Raw genomic sequence first — 18,761 nt, forward strand, 5'->3', positions numbered from 1 at the left:
TTGACTGGTCAACTTGTTCAGTACGGTCGTCACCGTCAGAGAAGAAGCTTTGCCCGTATCAGTGAGGTATTAGAGCTTCCGAATTTGATTGAAATTCAAACTGCTTCGTATGAGTGGTTCTTGCGTGAAGGATTGAAAGAGATGTTCACGGACATTTCACCAATCTCTGACTTCACAGGAAACCTCGTACTCGAGTTCATCGATTACTCGCTCAGCGAGCCGAAGTACTCGATCGATGAGTCGAAGGAGCGAGACGTTACTTACTCTGCGCCACTTCGCGTAAAAGTACGTCTGCAAAACAAAGAAACAGGTGAATTGAAAGAGCAAGAAGTGTTCATGGGGGATTTCCCGCTCATGACAGAGTCAGGAACGTTTATCATTAACGGCGCCGAGCGCGTCATCGTTTCTCAGCTTGTTCGTTCACCGAGCGTTTATTACAACTCGAAGCTCGATAAAAATGGTAAGCGTGGTTTCGGCGCGACCGTCATCCCGAACCGTGGGGCATGGCTCGAGCTCGAAACAGATGCCAAAGATATCGTGTATGTCCGTATCGACCGTACCCGCAAAATCCCGGTAACGGTGTTGTTGCGTGCGCTCGGATTCGGCACGGACCAAGAAATTATCGACCTTTTAGGCGACGACGAATATCTTCGTAACACCCTTGAAAAAGATAACACCGAGTCGACAGAAAAAGCATTGATTGAGATTTATGAGCGTCTCCGCCCTGGTGAGCCACCAACGGTTGAGAACGCGAAATCACTTCTCGTCTCACGTTTCTTCGACCCGAAACGCTATGACCTCGCAAACGTTGGTCGCTATAAGATGAACAAAAAGCTTCATCTAAAGAATCGCTTGTTCGGACAAAAGTTGGCGGAAACGCTCGTTGACCCGGAAACAGGCGAAGTGATCGCAGAGGCTGGCACGGTACTCGACCGTCGTAACCTTGACCGCGTCCTCCCGCATTTGGAGAACGGCCTTGGCTACATGGACGCAGAGCCGACAGGCGGCGTCGCGGAAGGTGAACCGTTCGGTCTTCAGTCGATTAAAGTCATCTCACCGGATGACCCAGACGGAGAGCGTATTTTGAACATTATCGGTAACGGCAATATCGACCGTAGCGTGAAACATATCACACCGGCCGATATCATCGCATCGATCAACTACTTCTTCAACTTACTTCACGAAGTCGGAACAACAGATGACATCGACCACTTAGGAAACCGTCGTCTTCGTTCAGTCGGAGAGCTTCTCCAAAACCAATTCCGCATCGGTCTCTCGCGGATGGAACGTGTCGTAAAAGAACGGATGTCGATTCAAGATCAAAACGCGATCACACCTCAGGCGCTCATCAACATTCGCCCGGTGATTGCATCACTGAAAGAGTTCTTCGGTAGCTCGCAGTTGTCACAGTTCATGGACCAAACGAACCCGCTCGCAGAATTGACGCATAAGCGTCGTCTCTCTGCACTTGGACCGGGTGGTTTGACACGTGAGCGTGCCGGCTTCGAAGTTCGAGACGTTCACTATTCGCACTACGGTCGGATGTGTCCAATTGAAACACCAGAAGGACCGAACATCGGTCTCATCAACTCACTTTCGTCTTATGCGAAAGTAAACGAGTACGGGTTCATCGAAGCGCCGTACCGTCGTGTTGACCCGGAAACTGGTCTCGTCACAGGCGAGATTCAATATATGACGGCGGACGAAGAAGATCTCTACGTCGTCGCCCAGGCGAACATGCCGCTCACGGAAGACGGTCACTTTGCCGACGCACAAGTTCTTTGCCGCTTCCGCGGACAAAACTTGTCAGTTGAGCCGAGCCGAGTCGATTACATGGACGTTTCGCCGAAACAGGTTGTTTCTGCCGCGACGGCATGTATCCCGTTCCTTGAGAACGATGACTCGAACCGTGCCCTCATGGGAGCGAACATGCAACGTCAAGCTGTACCACTTCTCCAACCAGATTCACCGATTATCGGGACTGGAATGGAGTACGTGTCAGCGAAAGACTCTGGAGCCGCGATTATCGCCAAGTTCCCAGGTGTCGTCGAGCGTGTCACAGCACGTGAAATCTTAGTCCGTCGCACGTCTGACGTGAACGGCTCTGAAGTTTCAGGTGACCTCGACCGCTATAAACTTCAAAAATATGTCCGCTCGAACCAAGGGACATGCTACAACCAGAAGCCAATCATCGCTGCTGGCGACCGTGTCGAAAAAGGAGAAATCCTTGCTGACGGTCCGTCGATGGATATGGGTGAGCTCGCGCTCGGCCGTAACGTCGTCGTCGCCTTCATGACATGGGACGGTTACAACTATGAGGATGCGATCATCATGAGTGAGCGTCTCGTGAAAGATGATGTGTACACGTCGATTCATATCGAAGAGTACGAGTCAGAGTCACGCGATACGAAACTCGGACCTGAGGAAATCACACGTGATATTCCAAACGTCGGTGATGACGCACTTCGCAACTTGGACGATCGTGGGATCATCCGCATCGGTGCGGAAGTCAAGGATGGCGACATCCTCGTCGGTAAAGTAACGCCTAAAGGTGTGACGGAATTGACGGCGGAAGAGCGTCTCTTGCATGCGATCTTCGGTGAGAAGGCACGTGAAGTCCGTGATACGTCACTCCGTGTACCAAACGGTGGCGACGGCATCATCTTGGACGTCAAAGTGTTCGATCGTGAAAACGGTGACGAACTCTCACCAGGCGTGAACCAAATGGTTCGTGTCTACATCGTTCAAAAACGTAAGATTCACGAAGGGGATAAAATGGCGGGACGTCACGGTAACAAAGGTGTTATCTCGCGCATTCTCCCAGAAGAAGATATGCCATACATGCCAGACGGCACACCAATTGACATCATGCTTAACCCGCTTGGTGTACCATCGCGTATGAACATCGGTCAGGTACTCGAACTCCACCTTGGGATGGCGGCGAAGAAGCTCGGCATTAAAGTGGCGACACCTGTATTCGATGGTGCGCGTGAGGAAGACGTATGGGCAACGATTGAAGAAGCTGGAATGGACAAGGATGCCAAGACTCGTCTCTACGACGGGCGTACTGGTGAACCGTTCGATAACCGCGTCTCGGTCGGTGTCATGTACATGATCAAACTCGCGCACATGGTTGATGATAAACTTCACGCTCGTTCGACTGGACCATACTCACTCGTCACGCAACAACCGCTCGGTGGTAAAGCACAGTTCGGTGGACAGCGCTTCGGTGAGATGGAAGTTTGGGCACTTGAAGCGTACGGCGCAGCCTACACGCTCCAAGAAATCTTGACAATCAAGTCGGATGACACGGTCGGTCGTGTGAAAGCATACGAAGCGATCGTGAAAGGCGAGAGCGTTCCGAAAGCGGGCGTTCCTGAATCGTTCCGCGTCTTGATTAAAGAGCTTCAAGCACTCGGTATGGAAGTCAAGATGATGTCTGCGGACGATGAAGAAGTCGAAATGAAAGATGAAGATGACGACAACATCCCGAACGCAACATCGGCGTTAGAACAAGTCGTTCAACCGACTGTTACGGAAGAGGAATAAGGCGAAAAGGGAGGTCGGCCCCTTGGTAGATGTTAATCGATTTGAATATATGAAAATCGGCTTGGCTTCACCGGAGAAGATCCGTTCGTGGTCTTACGGGGAAGTCAAAAAGCCGGAAACAATCAACTATCGTACACTTAAACCAGAGAAGGACGGATTGTTCTGTGAACGAATCTTCGGTCCGACGAAAGAGTGGGAATGTTACTGCGGGAAGTACAAACGAATCCGTTATAAAGGAGTCATTTGTGACCGCTGTGGCGTTGAAGTGACGAAAGCGAAAGTGCGTCGCGAGCGTATGGGCCATATCGAGCTCGCGGCACCGGTTTCGCATATCTGGTACTTCAAAGGAATTCCAAGCCGGATGGGGCTTGTGCTCGACATGTCACCACGTGCGCTCGAAGAAGTCATTTACTTCGCGTCGTACGTCGTGACCGAGCCAGGTGACACACCGCTCGAGAAGAAGCAACTCCTCTCGGAAAAAGAATTCCGTCTCTACCGCGAGAAATACGGTAGCGACTTCAAAGCAGACATGGGTGCGGAAGCGATTCGGACACTCCTTCAAGACGTACAACTCGAGAAGGAAGTCGGAGAACTCCGCGAAGAATTGAAGACGGTTCAAGGCCAACGTCGTACACGTGCGATTAAACGTCTTGAAGTGCTCGATGCATTCTTCACGTCAGGGAACAATCCGGACTGGATGATCCTTGAAGTACTTCCTGTCATCCCGCCAGAGCTTCGCCCGATGGTGCAGCTCGACGGTGGACGCTTCGCGACATCGGACTTGAACGATTTATATCGTCGTGTCATCAACCGTAACAACCGTCTCAAACGTTTGCTCGACCTCGGCGCGCCGAACATCATCGTGCAAAACGAGAAGCGTATGCTTCAAGAAGCGGTTGACGCTTTGATTGATAACGGTCGTCGTGGACGTCCGGTCACAGGTCCTGGTAACCGTCCGCTCAAATCACTTTCACACATGTTGAAAGGGAAACAGGGTCGTTTCCGTCAAAACCTTCTTGGTAAACGGGTCGACTACTCAGGACGTTCGGTTATCGTCGTTGGACCAAACTTGAAGATGTACCAGTGTGGTCTCCCGAAAGAGATGGCACTCGAACTCTTTAAGCCGTTCGTGATGAAAGAACTCGTCGGTCGCGGCATCGCGTCGAACATCAAGAACGCAAAACGCAAGATTGAGAAGATGCAACCTGAAATCTGGGGCGTCCTTGAAGAAGTCATCCGTGAGCATCCGGTTCTCTTGAACCGTGCCCCGACGCTTCACCGTCTCGGAATCCAGGCGTTTGAACCGATTCTCGTAGAAGGTCGCGCGATTCGCCTTCACCCGCTCGTATGTACGGCTTACAACGCCGACTTCGATGGTGACCAAATGGCGGTTCACGTTCCACTTTCTGCAGAAGCGCAAGCGGAAGCTCGTCTTCTCATGCTCGCAGCACAAAACATTTTGAACCCGAAAGATGGAAAACCAGTCGTTACACCATCGCAGGATATGGTCCTCGGTAACTACTACATCTCGCTTGAGCGCGACGATGCCATCGGTCAAGGGAAGATCATGTCGAACGTCAACGAAGCACTCATCGCGTACCAAAACGGTTACGTCCACTTGCACTCGCGTGTGGCGGTTCCGGCGCGGACACTCAACAACCCGACGTTCACTGACGAACAAAATGAGAAACTATTGATCACGACGGTCGGAAAGATGATCTTTAACGAAATCTTGCCGAACACGTTCCCATACTTGAACGAGCCGTCAATGGAAAACTTGCAGGAAGCAACACCTGACAAGTACTTCATCGACAAAGGTGCGAACGTCGCGGAAGAAATCGCCGCACGTCCACTCGTCGAGCCGTTCAAAAAAGGATTCCTTGGAAAAGTCATCGCGGAAGTGTTCCAGAAGTTTGAAACGACTGAAACAAGCCGCATGCTTGACCGGATGAAAGACCTCGGCTTCAAACACTCGACAAAAGCGGGTGTGACGGTCGGGATCTCGGACATCATCGTTCTTCCGGATAAACAAGAAATCCTCGATGAAGCACAGAAACAAGTCGACCAAATCATGAAATCGTTCCGCCGTGGTCTCATCACTGAAGATGAGCGCTATGAGCGTGTCGTCCGGTCGTGGAACGAAGCGAAAGATGAGATTCAGTCACGCTTGATGAAATCCCTCAACCGCTTGAACCCGATCTTCATGATGTCTGATTCTGGTGCCCGTGGTAACGCGTCCAACTTCACGCAGCTCGCAGGGATGCGTGGTTTGATGGCCGCTCCATCTGGCCGCATCATCGAACTTCCGATCAAATCGTCGTTCCGTGAGGGACTGACGGTTCAAGAGTACTTCATCTCGACGCACGGTGCGCGTAAAGGTCTTGCCGATACAGCCCTTAAGACGGCTGACTCAGGTTACTTGACGCGTCGTCTCGTCGACGTTGCCCAAGATGTCATCATCCGTGAAGAAGATTGTGAAACGGACCGCGGAATCCGCGTCGCCGCTCTCCGCGAAGGCACGGAAGAAATCGAAAGCTTGTATGACCGCCTCGTCGGCCGTACATCGTTCGAGACAGTGGCACATCCGGAAACGGGAGAAGTCATGGTCGAGAAGAACCAACTCATCACCGAAGAGCTTGCCCGTGAAATCGTCGATGCTGGCGTTGAGCGCGTTGAAATCCGTACTGCCTTCACATGTAACACGTCACACGGCGTATGTAAGAAGTGTTACGGACGCAACTTGGCGACCGGTTCGAACGTCGAAGTCGGGGAAGCTGTCGGAATCATCGCCGCGCAATCAATCGGTGAGCCAGGAACGCAGCTTACGATGCGTACCTTCCACACAGGTGGTGTAGCCGGAGATGATATCACACAAGGTCTTCCGCGTATCCAAGAGGTATTCGAGGCCCGTAACCCGAAAGGTCAAGCGGTCATCTCGGAAATCCCGGGTACGGTCATCGACTTCACCGAGTCGCGCGACAAGCGTGAACTCACAGTCGAAGGGCTCAGCGAAACACGTTCGTACACGATTCCGTTCGGAGCACGTCTCCGTGTCCAAATCGGCGATACGGTCGACGCTGGGGAAGTCTTCACGGAAGGTTCGATCGATCCGAAAGAATTGCTCACCGTCCGTGGTGTATCGGGTGTTCAGAACTATCTTCTCCAAGAAGTTCAAAAAGTATACCGGATGCAAGGGGTAGAAATCGGCGATAAGCACGTCGAGGTCATGGTTCGCCAAATGCTTCGTCGCGTCAAAGTCATCGAATCAGGTGACACGCCGCTTCTCCCAGGTTCACTCGTCGATATCAGCGTCTTCAAAGAGGCATGTAAAGATGCTCTCCGCGACGGCAAGAGCCCGGCGACGGCCAAACCGGTCCTTCTCGGAATCACGAAAGCGTCGCTCGAGACAGATTCGTTCCTCTCGGCCGCTTCGTTCCAAGAAACGACTCGCGTGTTGACAGACGCTGCCATCAAAGGCAAGCGTGACTATCTCCTCGGTCTCAAAGAGAACGTCATCATCGGTAAGCTCGTTCCTGCTGGTACAGGGATGCCGGTTTACCGCGATGTCCAGCTCAAAGAGGACAAGGCAGAAGTCGCTCTCGAAGACACGACAGTGGAATAAAAACGTCTTGACAGCATTCATTGGCGGTGCTACTATGATTTAGTGCCGCCAATCGGTTGTTGTCGTAGACAACGGTGTCCAGCAGTCGGCAAGCTACTTGGACGTCACCCGATCTTTCTTCGGAAGGATTTGGCTGCTATCTTTGCCACTTTCAAGGTATAACTCACGTTTTTGCGAGGTCATGGAATGCCTACGCCTCGTAAAGGCGTTTCGTTATGACCTTAAATGAACCACCCGGGTCGGTGGGTCTAGAAAATAGCACAATTCAGGAAGGGAGGATCTTCAAAGATGCCTACTATCAACCAGTTAGTCCGTAAAGGACGTAAATCGAAAGTCGTTAAATCTGACTCTCCAGCACTTAACAAAGGTTACAACAGTTTCATCAAGTCACAAACAAACGTGAGCTCGCCACAAAAACGTGGTGTTTGTACACGTGTTGGTACAATGACTCCGAAGAAACCGAACTCGGCGTTACGTAAGTATGCTCGTGTTCGCTTGACGAACCAAATCGAAGTGACTGCGTACATCCCAGGTATTGGCCACAACCTTCAAGAGCACAGCGTTGTTCTTATCCGTGGAGGACGTGTAAAAGACTTACCAGGGGTACGTTACCACATCGTTCGTGGTGCGCTTGACACTGCAGGTGTTGACGGACGTATGCAAGGCCGTTCTAAATACGGTACGAAACGTCCGAAAGCTGCGAAGAAGTAATTCTCGCTTACTAAAACTACAACTACTGAAATTTTGAAAGGAGGGTACTCGGATGCGTAAAAACCGTGCAGAACGTCGTGACGTTATCGCAGATCCGATCTACAACTCGAAATTGGTAACTCGCCTCATTAACCGTGTCATGTTAGACGGTAAAAAAGGTACAGCTCAAACTATCATTTACAACGCATTTGGCCTCATCGCTGAACGCTCAGGCAAAGAGCCTATGGAAGTGTTCGAAGAAGCAATGAACAACATCATGCCTGTACTTGAAGTTAAAGCTCGCCGTGTTGGTGGAGCAAACTACCAAGTTCCTGTTGAAGTTCGTCCAGAGCGCCGTACGACACTTGGTCTTCGTTACCTCGTGAACTACGCTCGTCTCCGCAACGAGAAGACGATGGAGCAACGTATCGCGAACGAAATCATGGATGCAGCCAATAACACTGGTGCTTCAGTTAAGAAACGCGAAGACATGCATAAGATGGCAGAAGCGAACAAAGCGTTTGCTCACTATCGTTGGTAATTTAAACGTAAAGTCCACTCCACGTCACCAAGCGGTGGCTTAATGGAGTGGCTTTCGGGTATAATCATATCGTGTGCCAGCACACGAAAAACACATGCGGAAGGAGAATACCCAGTATGGCAAGAGAATTCTCCCTAAAGAATACTCGTAACATCGGGATCATGGCTCACATCGATGCCGGTAAAACGACAACGACTGAACGTATTCTTTATTACACAGGTCGTATCCACAAAATTGGTGAAACTCATGAAGGAGCTTCACAAATGGACTGGATGGAGCAGGAGCAAGAGCGTGGAATCACGATCACTTCTGCAGCGACAACTGCACAGTGGAATGGCCACCGTGTAAACATCATCGATACACCTGGACACGTAGACTTCACAGTTGAAGTTGAGCGTTCACTTCGTGTACTTGATGGCGCAGTAGCAGTACTTGATGCACAATCAGGTGTTGAACCACAAACAGAAACTGTATGGCGTCAAGCGACGACTTACGGTGTTCCACGTGTCGTATTCGTCAACAAGATGGATAAGATCGGTGCGGACTTCTTGTACTCGGTGAAAACACTTCACGAGCGTCTTCAAGCCAATGCACACCCAATCCAACTTCCAATCGGTGCGGAAGACGAATTCAAAGGAATCGTTGACCTCGTCGAAATGAAGACGTACATGTACTCGAACGACCTCGGTACAGACATCGAAGTAATCGAAGGCTTCCCAGCTGACATGGCTGACCAAGCTGAAGAACTTCGCGGTCAATTGATCGAAGCGGTCGCGGACTACAACGAAGAGTTGATGATGAAATACCTCGAAGGCGAAGAGATCTCAATCGAAGAACTCAAAGCTGGTATTCGTAAAGCAACACTCAGCGTAGAATTCTACCCTGTACTCGTTGGTTCGGCCTTCAAAAACAAAGGTGTTCAATTGATGTTGGACGCAGTTGTTGATTACCTCCCATCACCAGTTGATGTTGAGTCAATCAAAGGGGTTAACCTCGATACAGAAGAAGAAATCACGCGTGAACCTTCGGATGAAGCGCCGTTCTCGGCACTCGCATTCAAAGTCATGACTGACCCTTACGTCGGTAAATTGACATTCTTCCGTGTGTACTCTGGTACAGCACAAGCTGGTTCGTATGTGAAGAACTCGACTAAAGGGAAGCGTGAGCGTCTCGGTCGTATCCTTCAAATGCACGCGAACAGCCGTGAAGAAATTCCAATGGTATACGCTGGTGACATCGCCGCAGCTGTTGGTCTTAAAGATACAACGACTGGTGATACGCTTTGCTCAGAGAAAGACAACGTCGTTCTCGAGTCAATGACATTCCCAGAACCGGTTATCTCGGTCGCAATCGAGCCTAAATCGAAAGCTGACCAAGACAAGATGGGTCAAGCCCTCGCGAAACTCGCAGAAGAGGATCCAACATTCCGCACTGAAACAAACCAAGAGACAGGTCAAACGATCATCTCTGGTATGGGTGAGCTTCACCTTGATATCCTCGTTGACCGTATGCGTCGCGAATTCAAAGTAGAAGCAAACGTTGGTGCACCACAAGTTGCTTACCGTGAGACAATCCGTGGCGCTGCGAAGATCGATTCGAAATTCGTACGTCAATCGGGTGGACGCGGTCAGTACGGTCACGTTGTCGTAGAATTCGAGCCGAACGAAGAAGGCGCTGGATTCGCATTCGAGAACAAGATCGTCGGTGGTGTTGTCCCACGTGAATACGTCCCAGCTGTTCAAAACGGGATTGAAGAAGCTCTCGAAAACGGTATCCTCGCTGGCTACCCAGTAGTTGACGTTAAAGCTGCCCTCGTCTTCGGATCGTACCACGATGTCGACTCGAACGAGATGGCGTTTAAAGTTGCTGCTTCGATGGCGGTTAAACAACTTAAGGAACAAGCGAAAGCTGTTATCCTTGAGCCAATGATGCGTGTTGAAGTTGTTATCCCAGAAGAATACTTGGGAGACATCATGGGTGACGTCACGTCACGCCGTGGACGCGTAGAAGGTATGGAAGCACGCGGTAACGCACAAGTCGTTAAGGCGATGGTTCCACTTTCGGAAATGTTCGGATATGCAACGTCACTTCGTTCACGTACACAAGGACGCGGAACGTACTCGATGCACTTCGACCACTACGAAGAAGTACCGAAGTCAATTGCTGAAGAAATCATCAAAAAAGCGAACGGCTAATAACGGTTGTAACGCTGAATTGATTGTTGTAAGCTAAGGAGGACGTATGTTAAAAGTAGCCTACGTCTTCCTAGTTAAATAAAAACTAATTGTCTAATAGAGGAGGAATCTAGAATGGGTAAAGAAAAATTCGACCGTTCTAAACCGCACGTTAACGTTGGTACAATCGGCCACGTCGACCACGGTAAAACTACTTTGACTGCAGCAATCTCTGCTGTACTTTCAAAAGCACAAGGTAAGGCTGCTACGAAGTTTGACCAAATCGATGGTGCTCCTGAAGAGCGCGAGCGCGGTATCACAATCGCAACAGCTCACATCGAGTACGAAACTGAGAAACGCCACTATGCACACGTTGACTGCCCAGGTCACGCTGACTATGTTAAAAACATGATCACTGGTGCTGCACAAATGGACGGCGCGATCCTCGTTGTTTCTGCAACAGATGGCCCAATGCCACAAACACGTGAGCACATCCTTCTTTCACGTCAAGTAGGTGTTCCTTTCATCGTCGTATTCATGAACAAAGTTGACATGGTTGACGACGAAGAACTCCTCGAGCTCGTTGAAATGGAAATCCGTGAACTTCTTTCTGAGTACGACTTCCCAGGCGACGACCTTCCAGTAATCAAAGGTTCAGCACTTGGCGCGCTTAACGGCGAAGCTCAGTGGGAAGAAAAAATCATGGAACTCATGAACGCTGTTGATGAGTACATCCCCGAGCCAGTTCGTGACACGGACAAAGACTTCATGATGCCAGTTGAGGACGTATTCTCAATCACTGGTCGCGGTACTGTAGCGACTGGTCGTGTTGAGCGTGGTGTTCTCCGCGTCAACGACGAAGTTGAAATCGTTGGTCTTACAGAAGAAACTAAGAAAACTGTATGTACTGGTGTAGAGATGTTCCGTAAGCTTCTCGACTACGCTGAAGCTGGCGACAACATCGGTGCACTTCTCCGTGGTGTATCACGCGACGACATCGAGCGTGGACAAGTACTTGCTAAGCCAGGTTCAATCACGCCACACTCGAAGTTCAAAGCTTCAATCTACGTTCTTTCTAAAGAAGAGGGTGGCCGTCACACGCCATTCTTCGCGAACTACCGTCCGCAGTTCTACTTCCGTACAACTGACGTAACAGGTATCGTTCACCTTCCAGAAGGTACTGAAATGGTAATGCCAGGAGACAACATCGAGTTGACGATCGAATTGATTTCTACAATCGCGATCGAAGACGGAACACGTTTCTCAATCCGTGAGGGTGGCCGTACTGTAGGTGCTGGTTCTGTAACACAAATCATCGAGTAATCGATGTTCAAAGCGGTCCGCATTTGCGGATCGCTTTTTTTGTTTAGGTGGCGTCATGGTAAGATAGCACATATGGAATCGAAGGAGCGATGATGATGAAAGAGAAACTAGAGACGCTGTGCCGATTGAACGGAATCGAATGCCGCATCGGGGGTTCGACGTTACTGAAACATCATGGACTCATCGACGTGGCAAATGATTTCGATATTTTTGTAGAACCCGATCAATTTGAGCGACTTGATAACGTGCTCAGTCGAGTTGGGGAAAAGCGTGATTCAAAACCGCATGCCGATTATTTAACAACGTACTTTGGTGAGTATGAAGTTGAAGGGGTGGAGATCGATGTGATGGCGTCGTTTCGGATGAAGTGCACGGACGGCATCTATACACATCCATACGTCGAGCCCGTGAACGGCTGGATGCATCTCGAGGAGTGGGCCGTGCTTTACACGGTCATGGAGCGACCGGATAAAGTCGACCGTATCAAGGCGTATTTCCACGATTATGCATTCGATAAGGCGATTGTTCGAACGTGCCTCTTGCGGGCCCCGGATTCGATCGTCGAGCAGGTGATGACGCGGTTTCAAGATGAAATGAAACGCTAGGTCGAGTTGACACAGGAGTTCGTTTCGAAAATAGTTCAACAAAAGAAAGAAAATAGCTTGCAAATGGCTCGGAATCTTGTTACATTAGTGAACGTTGAATAACTCATCAGACATCCGGCGCGTTCAAAAAAATCAAATCTTGCAATTCATTTGCGGATTCGATATAATGATTAAGTGTTTGTGCGAGTGGTGAGAGACTTTACAGCAGAAAACGGGTCCAATCGTTGATTTGCAATGATCGGATGCCTCTGCTGACACAAGCACGCTGCGATGAAGCGGGAGGTTATGACACGCCAGGCAGCTTTGCCATGGCCGGTGTGGAAATTTCCGCGGAGAACTGTCTATTTTTAAAATAGGCGACAAAGGAGGGAAACTTACATGGCAAATGAAAAAATCCGTATTCGTTTAAAAGCATACGACCATCGCGTTCTCGATCAATCAGCTGAGAAAATCGTTGAAACTGCGAAGCGTTCAGGTGCAAAGGTTTCGGGACCAATCCCGCTTCCAACTGACAAATCGATCTACACGATCCTTCGTGCGGTTCACAAGTACAAAGATGCTCGTGAGCAGTTCGAGATGCGTACACACAAACGCTTGATCGACATCGTCAACCCAACACCAAAAACGGTTGATGCGCTTATGCGCCTCGAATTACCATCAGGTGTTGACATCGAAATCAAACTTTAATTCTTCATATAGTAGATACTAGCCAGAAGAGACAATAATTATTAAACAGGAGGTGTATCTCATGGCTAAAGGAATCTTAGGAACAAAACTCGGTATGACTCAAATCTTCAACGAAGCAGGCGAAGTCGTACCAGTAACAGTAGTTGCTGTCGAAGGAAACGTTGTGCTTCAACTTAAAACAGTTGAAACGGACGGTTACGAAGCAGTCCAACTCGGTTTCAGCGACGTGAAAGAATCACGTCAAAACAAACCGGCAAAAGGTCACGCTGCGAAAGCAAACGCGACACCTAAGCGCTTCATCAAAGAGATTCGTACTTCAGTAGAAGGATACGAAATCGGTCAAGAGATCAAGGCGGACATTTTCGCTGCAGGTGAATTAGTAGACGTTACAGGTACTTCAAAAGGTAAAGGATTCCAAGGTGCGATCAAGCGTCACGGACAATCACGTGGACCAATGGCTCACGGTTCGCGCTACCACCGTCGTCCTGGTTCGATGGGTCCTGTAGCTCCTAACCGCGTATTCAAAGGGAAGCTTCTTCCTGGTCAAATGGGCGGCGAGCGTAAAACGATTCAAAACCTTGAAGTTGTTAAAGTTGACGTGGAACGCGGCCTTGTACTCGTTAAAGGCGCAATCCCAGGCGCTCGCAAGTCGAACGTCATCATCAAAACAGCGGTAAAAGGTAACTAATTAACTGCACGGAAAGGAGGAATTACGAATGCCTAAAGTAGCTTTGCTTAACCAAACAGGTTCACAAGTTGGCGAAATCGAATTGGCAGAAGCCATCTTCGGTATCGAGCCAAACGATTCAGTACTTTATGACGCGATCGTCATGCAACAAGCATCACGCCGTCAAGGTACTCACGATACGAAAGGTCGCTCGGAAGTACGCGGTGGCGGCCGTAAACCATGGAAACAAAAGGGAACTGGTCGTGCGCGCCAAGGTTCGATCCGCTCACCACAATGGGTTGGTGGTGGAACAGTCTTCGGTCCAACTCCACGTTCATACTCTTACAAGCTTCCTAAGAAAGTTCGTCGTCTTGCACTTCTCTCGGCTTTGTCGACTAAAGTACAAAACAACGAAATGATCGTCCTCGAAGGCCTTGCTTTCGATGCACCAAAAACAAAAGATATGGCTGCTGTACTTAACAGCCTTTCAGTAGAACGTAAGGCTCTCGTAGTCACAGCGGACTACAATGAGACTATCGCTCTCGCAGCTCGTAACATCCCAGGAGTGACTGTGATCGAAGCAGCAGGCGTGAACGTTCTTGACCTCGTTGCTAACGACAAAGTCATCTTCACTAAAGATGCGGTTGCGAAGGTAGAGGAGGTGCTTGCATAATGGCTCAAGCATACGATATCATCAAACGCCCGATCATCACTGAGCGTTCAGTTAGCCTCATGGAAGCTAACAAATACGTTTTCGAGATCGAAGTTAAAGCGACTAAATCGCAAGTGAAACACGCTATCGAAACAATCTTCAACGTGAAAGTTGCTTCGGTAAACACAATGAACATGAAACCGAAAGCGAAACGTGTCGGTCGTCACTCTGGTTACACATCGCGTCGTAAGAAAGCGATCGTAACTCTTGCTGAAGGCAACACAATCGACTTCCTCGGTTAATTGATTACTTTACAAGAAAAGGAGGGAATCCTCGATGGCAATTAAAAAGTTTAAGCCGACCACTAACGGTCGCCGTAACATGACATCTCTCGACTTTGCAGAGATCACTACGAATCGCCCTGAAAAATCGTTAACTGAAAAGCTTTCGAAAAAAGGCGGACGTAACAACCAAGGTCGTTTGACTGTACGTCACCAAGGTGGCGGACACAAACGTAAATACCGTATCATCGATTTCAAACGTAACAAAGATGGCATCGTCGGACGCGTAGCAACGATCGAGTACGATCCAAACCGTTCAGCGAACATCGCCCTCATCAACTATGCAGATGGTGAGAAACGTTACATCCTCGCTCCTAAAGGGATCAAAGTAGGCATGGAAATCATGGCTGGCCCAGAAGCGGACATCAAAGTAGGGAACGCGTTGCCACTCGCAAACATCCCTGTCGGTACTACTATCCACAACATCGAGCTTAAGCCTGGTAAAGGCGGTCAGCTTGTTCGTGCGGCTGGTGCATCGGCACAAATCCAAGGACGTGACGGCAAGTACGTCATCGTTCGTCTTCAATCAGGTGAATCACGCTTGTTCCTCGGCACTTGCCGCGCGACAGTCGGTTCAGTTGGTAACGAAGAACACGAACTCGTTAACATCGGTAAAGCAGGACGTTCACGTTGGTTAGGCAAACGCCCAACAGTACGTGGTTCTGTCATGAACCCGGTTGATCACCCACACGGTGGTGGTGAAGGTCGTGCGCCAATCGGTCGTTCGGGCCCACTTACTCCTTGGGGTAAACCAGCTCTTGGTCTTAAAACACGTAAGAAAAACAAATCGAGCGACATGTACATTCTCCGTCGCCGTAAGAAATAATCACTACATGATTCTCGGGCGGTTCGAAAGGGCCGTTCCCGAATCATTCCAAAGGGAGGTTCTATCATGGGTCGCAGCTTGAAAAAAGGTCCATTCGCAGATCACCACTTGCTCGCTAAAGTTGACAAACTCAACGAATCTGGTGAGAAGCAGGTTATTAAAACTTGGTCACGTCGCTCGACGATCTTCCCAGAATTCATGGGTCACACGTTCGGTGTACACGATGGTCGCAAACACGTACCAGTATTCGTGACAGAAGACATGGTTGGTCACAAACTTGGTGAGTTCGCTCCAACACGCACGTACAAAGGTCACGGATCAGACAAGAAAACGAAACGGTAATTTGAGGGGAGGTCAAATCCATGCAAGCTAAAGCATCAGCTAATATGGTCCGTCTTGCTCCTCGCAAAGCACGTCTCGTTGTAGACTTAATTCGCGGGAAACAAGTCGGCGAAGCGCTCTCTGTCCTTGCTCACACGAACAAGGCAGCGTCGCCAGTTGTTGAAAAAGTATTGAAGTCGGCAATTGCTAACGCAGAGCACAACTACGATATGAACATTGAGAACCTTGTCGTTACAGAAGCATTTGTTAACGAAGGTCCAACACTCAAACGCTTCCGCCCACGTGCGATGGGTCGCGCAAGCCGTATTAACAAACGCACAAGCCACATCCACATCGTGGTAACTGAAAAATAAGGAGGGATATGTAGTGGGTCAAAAGGTAAATCCGCACGGTCTTCGCGTTGGTATTATCAAAGACTGGGATTCGCGTTGGTACGCTGAGAAAGACTACGCAGATCTCCTTCATGAAGACTTCGTTATTCGTGAATATATCGAAAACAAAATGAAGGATGCTAGTGTTTCTAAAGTAGAAATCGAGCGCGCTGCAAACCGCGTAAACATTTCGCTTCACACTGCGAAACCAGGTATGGTTATCGGTAAAGGTGGTTCGGAAATCGAGTCACTCCGTAAAAACATCACGAAACTTGCAGAAGGCAAACGTGTTCACATCAACGTTGTTGAAGTGAAAAACGCGGACGCTGTTGCAAAACTCGTTGCTGAAAACATCGCTCGTCAATTGGAAGGTCGCGTATCTTTCCGTCGTGCAATGAAGCAATCAATTCAACGTTCGATGCGCACTGGCATCAAAGGGATCAAAACAGAAGTTTCTGGTCGTCTTGGTGGCGCTGACATCGCTCGTTCAGAGAAGTACTCGGAAGGAACAGTTCCACTTCACACACTCCGTGCCGATATCGACTACGGAACAGCTGAAGCAGACACAACTTACGGTAAAATCGGAATTAAAGTCTGGTTGTACCATGGTGAAGTTCTTCCAACAAAAAACAACACAGCGAAAAACGCTGAATAATAAACACTCTTTCAGGAAGGAGGCAACACACTATGTTGTTACCTAAACGCGTGAAATATCGTCGTGTACACCGTGGTAAAATGCGCGGGAATGCAAAACGCGGCACAACAGTACATTTCGGTGAATTCGGTCTCCAAGCTCTCGAAGCGAGCTGGATCACAAACCGTCAAATCGAATCAGCACGTATCGCAATGACACGTTATATGAAACGTGGTGGTAAAGTGTGGATCAAGATCTTCCCACACAAACCATACACGAAAAAGCCTCTCGAAGTCCGAATGGGTTCGGGTAAAGGTGCTCCAGAAGGCTGGGTAGCTGTAGTTAAGCCTGGCAAAGTAATGTTCGAAATCGCAGGTGTATCTGAGGAAGTGGCACGTGAGGCACTTCGTCTTGCATCGCACAAACTTCCAGTTAAATGTAAGTTCGTGAAACGTGAAGAAAATGGTGGTGATACGAATGAAAGCAACTGATCTCCGTCAATCAACAACTGAAGAGCTCAACGGTAAAGTCGGCGAGTGGAAAGAAGAACTCTTTAACCTTCGTTTCCAATTAGCTACAGGTCAGCTTGAGAATCCTGCTCGTATCCGTGAAGTACGCAAGTCGATTGCGCGTGCTAAAACGATTCTTCGTGAACGCGAACTCGGCATCAACAACGGCTAATCTAATCGGATTCTTGAAGAGGAGGTAACACTCATGGAACGCAATCAGCGTAAAGTGCTCACTGGACGCGTCGTGTCTGACAAAATGGACAAAACGATCGTCGTTGCAGTTGAAACAAAAGTACGTCATAAGCTTTATGGTAAGCGTGTAAACTACACGAAGAAATTTAAAGCGCATGATGAGAACAATGTCGCTAAAGTTGGCGATATCGTACGCATCGCGGAAACACGTCCACTTTCGAAAGACAAACGTTTCCGTCTCGTAACAGTAATTGAAGAATCAGTAATCATCTAATAACAGTTCGGATCTATAAACATCCGGAGGGAGGTACACTCGCATGATTCAACAAGAATCTCGCTTGAAAGTAGCAGACAACTCTGGCGCGCGTGAACTGTTGACAATTAAAGTCCTCGGTGGTTCAGGTCGTAAGACTGCAAACATCGGTGACATCATCGTCGCGACGGTAAAACAAGCAACACCAGGTGGCGTTGTTAAAAAAGGTGACGTTGTCAGAGCAGTTGTCGTTCGTACAAAACGCGGCGCTCGTCGTAAAGATGGTTCGTACATCCGTTTCGATGAGAACGCAGCAGTCATCATCAAAGATGACAAGAGCCCACGCGGCACACGGATCTTCGGGCCAGTTGCACGTGAACTTCGTGAAAAAGAATTCATGAAGATCGTTTCGTTGGCACCGGAAGTACTTTAATTTCCAATTTCAATCCTATAAGGAGGTGCGCAAACGATGCATGTTAAAAAAGGCGATACAGTCCAGGTAATGTCTGGTAAAGATAAAGGCAAGCAAGGGGTTATCCTCAAAGCGATGCCAAGCAAGAACCGCGTAGTCGTAGAAGGTATCAACGTGATTAAAAAACACTCGAAACCATCACAAGCGAATCCACAAGGCGGTATCCTTGAAATCGAAGCACCAATTCACGTCTCGAACGTCATGCCACTCGACCCGAAAACGGGCAAACCAACTCGTGTTGGTTTCAAAGTAGTCGATGGTAAAAAAGTTCGTGTCGCGAAATCGGGCGAAGTACTCGATAAATAAGAAGA

The 18,761-nt window shown here is 49.1% G+C and carries 20 protein-coding genes; all 20 read left to right on the top strand.

Annotation, left to right across the window (positions count from 1 at the left end; translation table 11 throughout):
• The 20 genes from rpoB to rplX all read left to right on the top strand — a co-directional run bounded on the left by rpoB (position 1) and on the right by rplX (position 18,756).
• Entirely contained in the window at positions 1 to 3,549 is a 3,549-nt protein-coding gene (rpoB, locus tag RT52_RS10095; protein ID WP_034806381.1) for a DNA-directed RNA polymerase subunit beta, read from the top strand.
• A 22-nt stretch (positions 3,550 to 3,571) separates the two neighbouring features.
• Positions 3,572 to 7,171, top strand: coding sequence for a DNA-directed RNA polymerase subunit beta' (gene rpoC / locus RT52_RS10100; RefSeq protein WP_034817127.1), 3,600 nt, complete (start codon positions 3,572 to 3,574; stop codon positions 7,169 to 7,171).
• A 288-nt stretch (positions 7,172 to 7,459) separates the two neighbouring features.
• Positions 7,460 to 7,882 carry a 30S ribosomal protein S12 gene (gene rpsL / locus RT52_RS10105; protein ID WP_012727683.1) on the top strand — a complete coding sequence of 141 codons (423 nt, stop codon included), beginning with the start codon at positions 7,460 to 7,462 and terminating at the stop codon, positions 7,880 to 7,882.
• Positions 7,883 to 7,934: 52 nt separating this feature from the next.
• Positions 7,935 to 8,402, top strand: coding sequence for a 30S ribosomal protein S7 (gene rpsG / locus RT52_RS10110; RefSeq protein ID WP_021066600.1), 468 nt, complete (start codon positions 7,935 to 7,937; stop codon positions 8,400 to 8,402).
• A gap of 116 nt (positions 8,403 to 8,518) precedes the next feature.
• A complete protein-coding gene (gene fusA / locus RT52_RS10115; protein ID WP_034804017.1) occupies positions 8,519 to 10,597 on the top strand; it encodes an elongation factor G in 2,079 nt (692 codons plus the stop codon).
• 114 nt (positions 10,598 to 10,711) lie between these two features.
• A complete protein-coding gene (gene tuf, locus RT52_RS10120) occupies positions 10,712 to 11,899 on the top strand; it encodes an elongation factor Tu (protein WP_034817130.1) in 1,188 nt (395 codons plus the stop codon).
• A 95-nt stretch (positions 11,900 to 11,994) separates the two neighbouring features.
• Positions 11,995 to 12,504 carry a hypothetical protein gene (locus RT52_RS10125; protein WP_034817131.1) on the top strand — a complete coding sequence of 170 codons (510 nt, stop codon included), beginning with the start codon at positions 11,995 to 11,997 and terminating at the stop codon, positions 12,502 to 12,504.
• A gap of 378 nt (positions 12,505 to 12,882) precedes the next feature.
• The gene (gene rpsJ / locus RT52_RS10130; protein ID WP_016508894.1) at positions 12,883 to 13,191 is read left to right on the top strand and encodes a 30S ribosomal protein S10; all 309 of its coding nucleotides are present in this window, start codon (positions 12,883 to 12,885) and stop codon (positions 13,189 to 13,191) included.
• Positions 13,192 to 13,252: 61 nt separating this feature from the next.
• Complete coding sequence (gene rplC, locus RT52_RS10135; RefSeq protein WP_024372182.1) at positions 13,253 to 13,879, top strand: 50S ribosomal protein L3; 627 nt, start codon at positions 13,253 to 13,255, stop codon at positions 13,877 to 13,879.
• Positions 13,880 to 13,907: 28 nt separating this feature from the next.
• The gene (rplD, locus tag RT52_RS10140) at positions 13,908 to 14,531 is read left to right on the top strand and encodes a 50S ribosomal protein L4 (RefSeq protein ID WP_034804023.1); all 624 of its coding nucleotides are present in this window, start codon (positions 13,908 to 13,910) and stop codon (positions 14,529 to 14,531) included.
• A complete protein-coding gene (gene rplW / locus RT52_RS10145; protein WP_024372184.1) occupies positions 14,531 to 14,812 on the top strand; it encodes a 50S ribosomal protein L23 in 282 nt (93 codons plus the stop codon). Before rplD ends, rplW begins: the two co-directional genes overlap by 1 nt.
• Before the next feature lie 34 nt (positions 14,813 to 14,846).
• Positions 14,847 to 15,677 (top strand): 50S ribosomal protein L2, encoded by an 831-nt coding sequence (rplB, locus tag RT52_RS10150; protein WP_034817133.1) that lies wholly within the window; start codon positions 14,847 to 14,849, stop codon positions 15,675 to 15,677.
• 66 nt (positions 15,678 to 15,743) lie between these two features.
• Positions 15,744 to 16,019 carry a 30S ribosomal protein S19 gene (gene rpsS / locus RT52_RS10155; RefSeq protein WP_012727673.1) on the top strand — a complete coding sequence of 92 codons (276 nt, stop codon included), beginning with the start codon at positions 15,744 to 15,746 and terminating at the stop codon, positions 16,017 to 16,019.
• 20 nt (positions 16,020 to 16,039) lie between these two features.
• Positions 16,040 to 16,372: a 50S ribosomal protein L22 gene (rplV, locus tag RT52_RS10160; protein WP_024372186.1), complete on the top strand. Its 333-nt coding sequence runs from the start codon at positions 16,040 to 16,042 to the stop codon at positions 16,370 to 16,372.
• A 13-nt stretch (positions 16,373 to 16,385) separates the two neighbouring features.
• Entirely contained in the window at positions 16,386 to 17,045 is a 660-nt protein-coding gene (rpsC, locus tag RT52_RS10165) for a 30S ribosomal protein S3 (RefSeq protein WP_024372187.1), read from the top strand.
• 32 nt (positions 17,046 to 17,077) lie between these two features.
• On the top strand, positions 17,078 to 17,515 hold the full coding sequence (rplP, locus tag RT52_RS10170) for a 50S ribosomal protein L16 (protein ID WP_012727670.1): 438 nt from the start codon (positions 17,078 to 17,080) through the stop codon (positions 17,513 to 17,515).
• The gene (rpmC, locus tag RT52_RS10175) at positions 17,502 to 17,705 is read left to right on the top strand and encodes a 50S ribosomal protein L29 (RefSeq protein ID WP_012727669.1); all 204 of its coding nucleotides are present in this window, start codon (positions 17,502 to 17,504) and stop codon (positions 17,703 to 17,705) included. Before rplP ends, rpmC begins: the two co-directional genes overlap by 14 nt.
• Positions 17,706 to 17,738: 33 nt before the next feature.
• Positions 17,739 to 17,999: a 30S ribosomal protein S17 gene (gene rpsQ / locus RT52_RS10180; protein ID WP_034804034.1), complete on the top strand. Its 261-nt coding sequence runs from the start codon at positions 17,739 to 17,741 to the stop codon at positions 17,997 to 17,999.
• 43 nt (positions 18,000 to 18,042) lie between these two features.
• The gene (gene rplN, locus RT52_RS10185) at positions 18,043 to 18,411 is read left to right on the top strand and encodes a 50S ribosomal protein L14 (RefSeq protein ID WP_012727667.1); all 369 of its coding nucleotides are present in this window, start codon (positions 18,043 to 18,045) and stop codon (positions 18,409 to 18,411) included.
• Positions 18,412 to 18,447: 36 nt separating this feature from the next.
• On the top strand, positions 18,448 to 18,756 hold the full coding sequence (gene rplX / locus RT52_RS10190; RefSeq protein ID WP_021066612.1) for a 50S ribosomal protein L24: 309 nt from the start codon (positions 18,448 to 18,450) through the stop codon (positions 18,754 to 18,756).
• Positions 18,757 to 18,761 lie beyond the last annotated feature (5 nt).

It is taken from the genome of Exiguobacterium alkaliphilum 12/1, from assembly GCF_000714435.1.
GTDB lineage: Bacteria > Bacillota > Bacilli > Exiguobacteriales > Exiguobacteriaceae > Exiguobacterium > Exiguobacterium alkaliphilum.

Bases quoted from the DNA above. Each gene is read 5' to 3' on its own strand.
- rpsL (WP_012727683.1), top strand. From the start codon at position 7,460: ATGCCTACTATCAACCAGTTAGTCCGTAAAGGACGTAAATCGAAAGTC.
- rpsG (WP_021066600.1), top strand. From the start codon at position 7,935: ATGCGTAAAAACCGTGCAGAACGTCGTGACGTTATCGCAGATCCGATC.
- fusA (WP_034804017.1), top strand. From the start codon at position 8,519: ATGGCAAGAGAATTCTCCCTAAAGAATACTCGTAACATCGGGATCATG.
- tuf (WP_034817130.1), top strand. From the start codon at position 10,712: ATGGGTAAAGAAAAATTCGACCGTTCTAAACCGCACGTTAACGTTGGT.
- RT52_RS10125 (WP_034817131.1), top strand. From the start codon at position 11,995: ATGAAAGAGAAACTAGAGACGCTGTGCCGATTGAACGGAATCGAATGC.
- rpsJ (WP_016508894.1), top strand. From the start codon at position 12,883: ATGGCAAATGAAAAAATCCGTATTCGTTTAAAAGCATACGACCATCGC.
- rplC (WP_024372182.1), top strand. From the start codon at position 13,253: ATGGCTAAAGGAATCTTAGGAACAAAACTCGGTATGACTCAAATCTTC.
- rplD (WP_034804023.1), top strand. From the start codon at position 13,908: ATGCCTAAAGTAGCTTTGCTTAACCAAACAGGTTCACAAGTTGGCGAA.
- rplW (WP_024372184.1), top strand. From the start codon at position 14,531: ATGGCTCAAGCATACGATATCATCAAACGCCCGATCATCACTGAGCGT.
- rplB (WP_034817133.1), top strand. From the start codon at position 14,847: ATGGCAATTAAAAAGTTTAAGCCGACCACTAACGGTCGCCGTAACATG.
- rpsS (WP_012727673.1), top strand. From the start codon at position 15,744: ATGGGTCGCAGCTTGAAAAAAGGTCCATTCGCAGATCACCACTTGCTC.
- rplV (WP_024372186.1), top strand. From the start codon at position 16,040: ATGCAAGCTAAAGCATCAGCTAATATGGTCCGTCTTGCTCCTCGCAAA.
- rplP (WP_012727670.1), top strand. From the start codon at position 17,078: ATGTTGTTACCTAAACGCGTGAAATATCGTCGTGTACACCGTGGTAAA.
- rpmC (WP_012727669.1), top strand. From the start codon at position 17,502: ATGAAAGCAACTGATCTCCGTCAATCAACAACTGAAGAGCTCAACGGT.
- rpsQ (WP_034804034.1), top strand. From the start codon at position 17,739: ATGGAACGCAATCAGCGTAAAGTGCTCACTGGACGCGTCGTGTCTGAC.
- rplN (WP_012727667.1), top strand. From the start codon at position 18,043: ATGATTCAACAAGAATCTCGCTTGAAAGTAGCAGACAACTCTGGCGCG.
- rplX (WP_021066612.1), top strand. From the start codon at position 18,448: ATGCATGTTAAAAAAGGCGATACAGTCCAGGTAATGTCTGGTAAAGAT.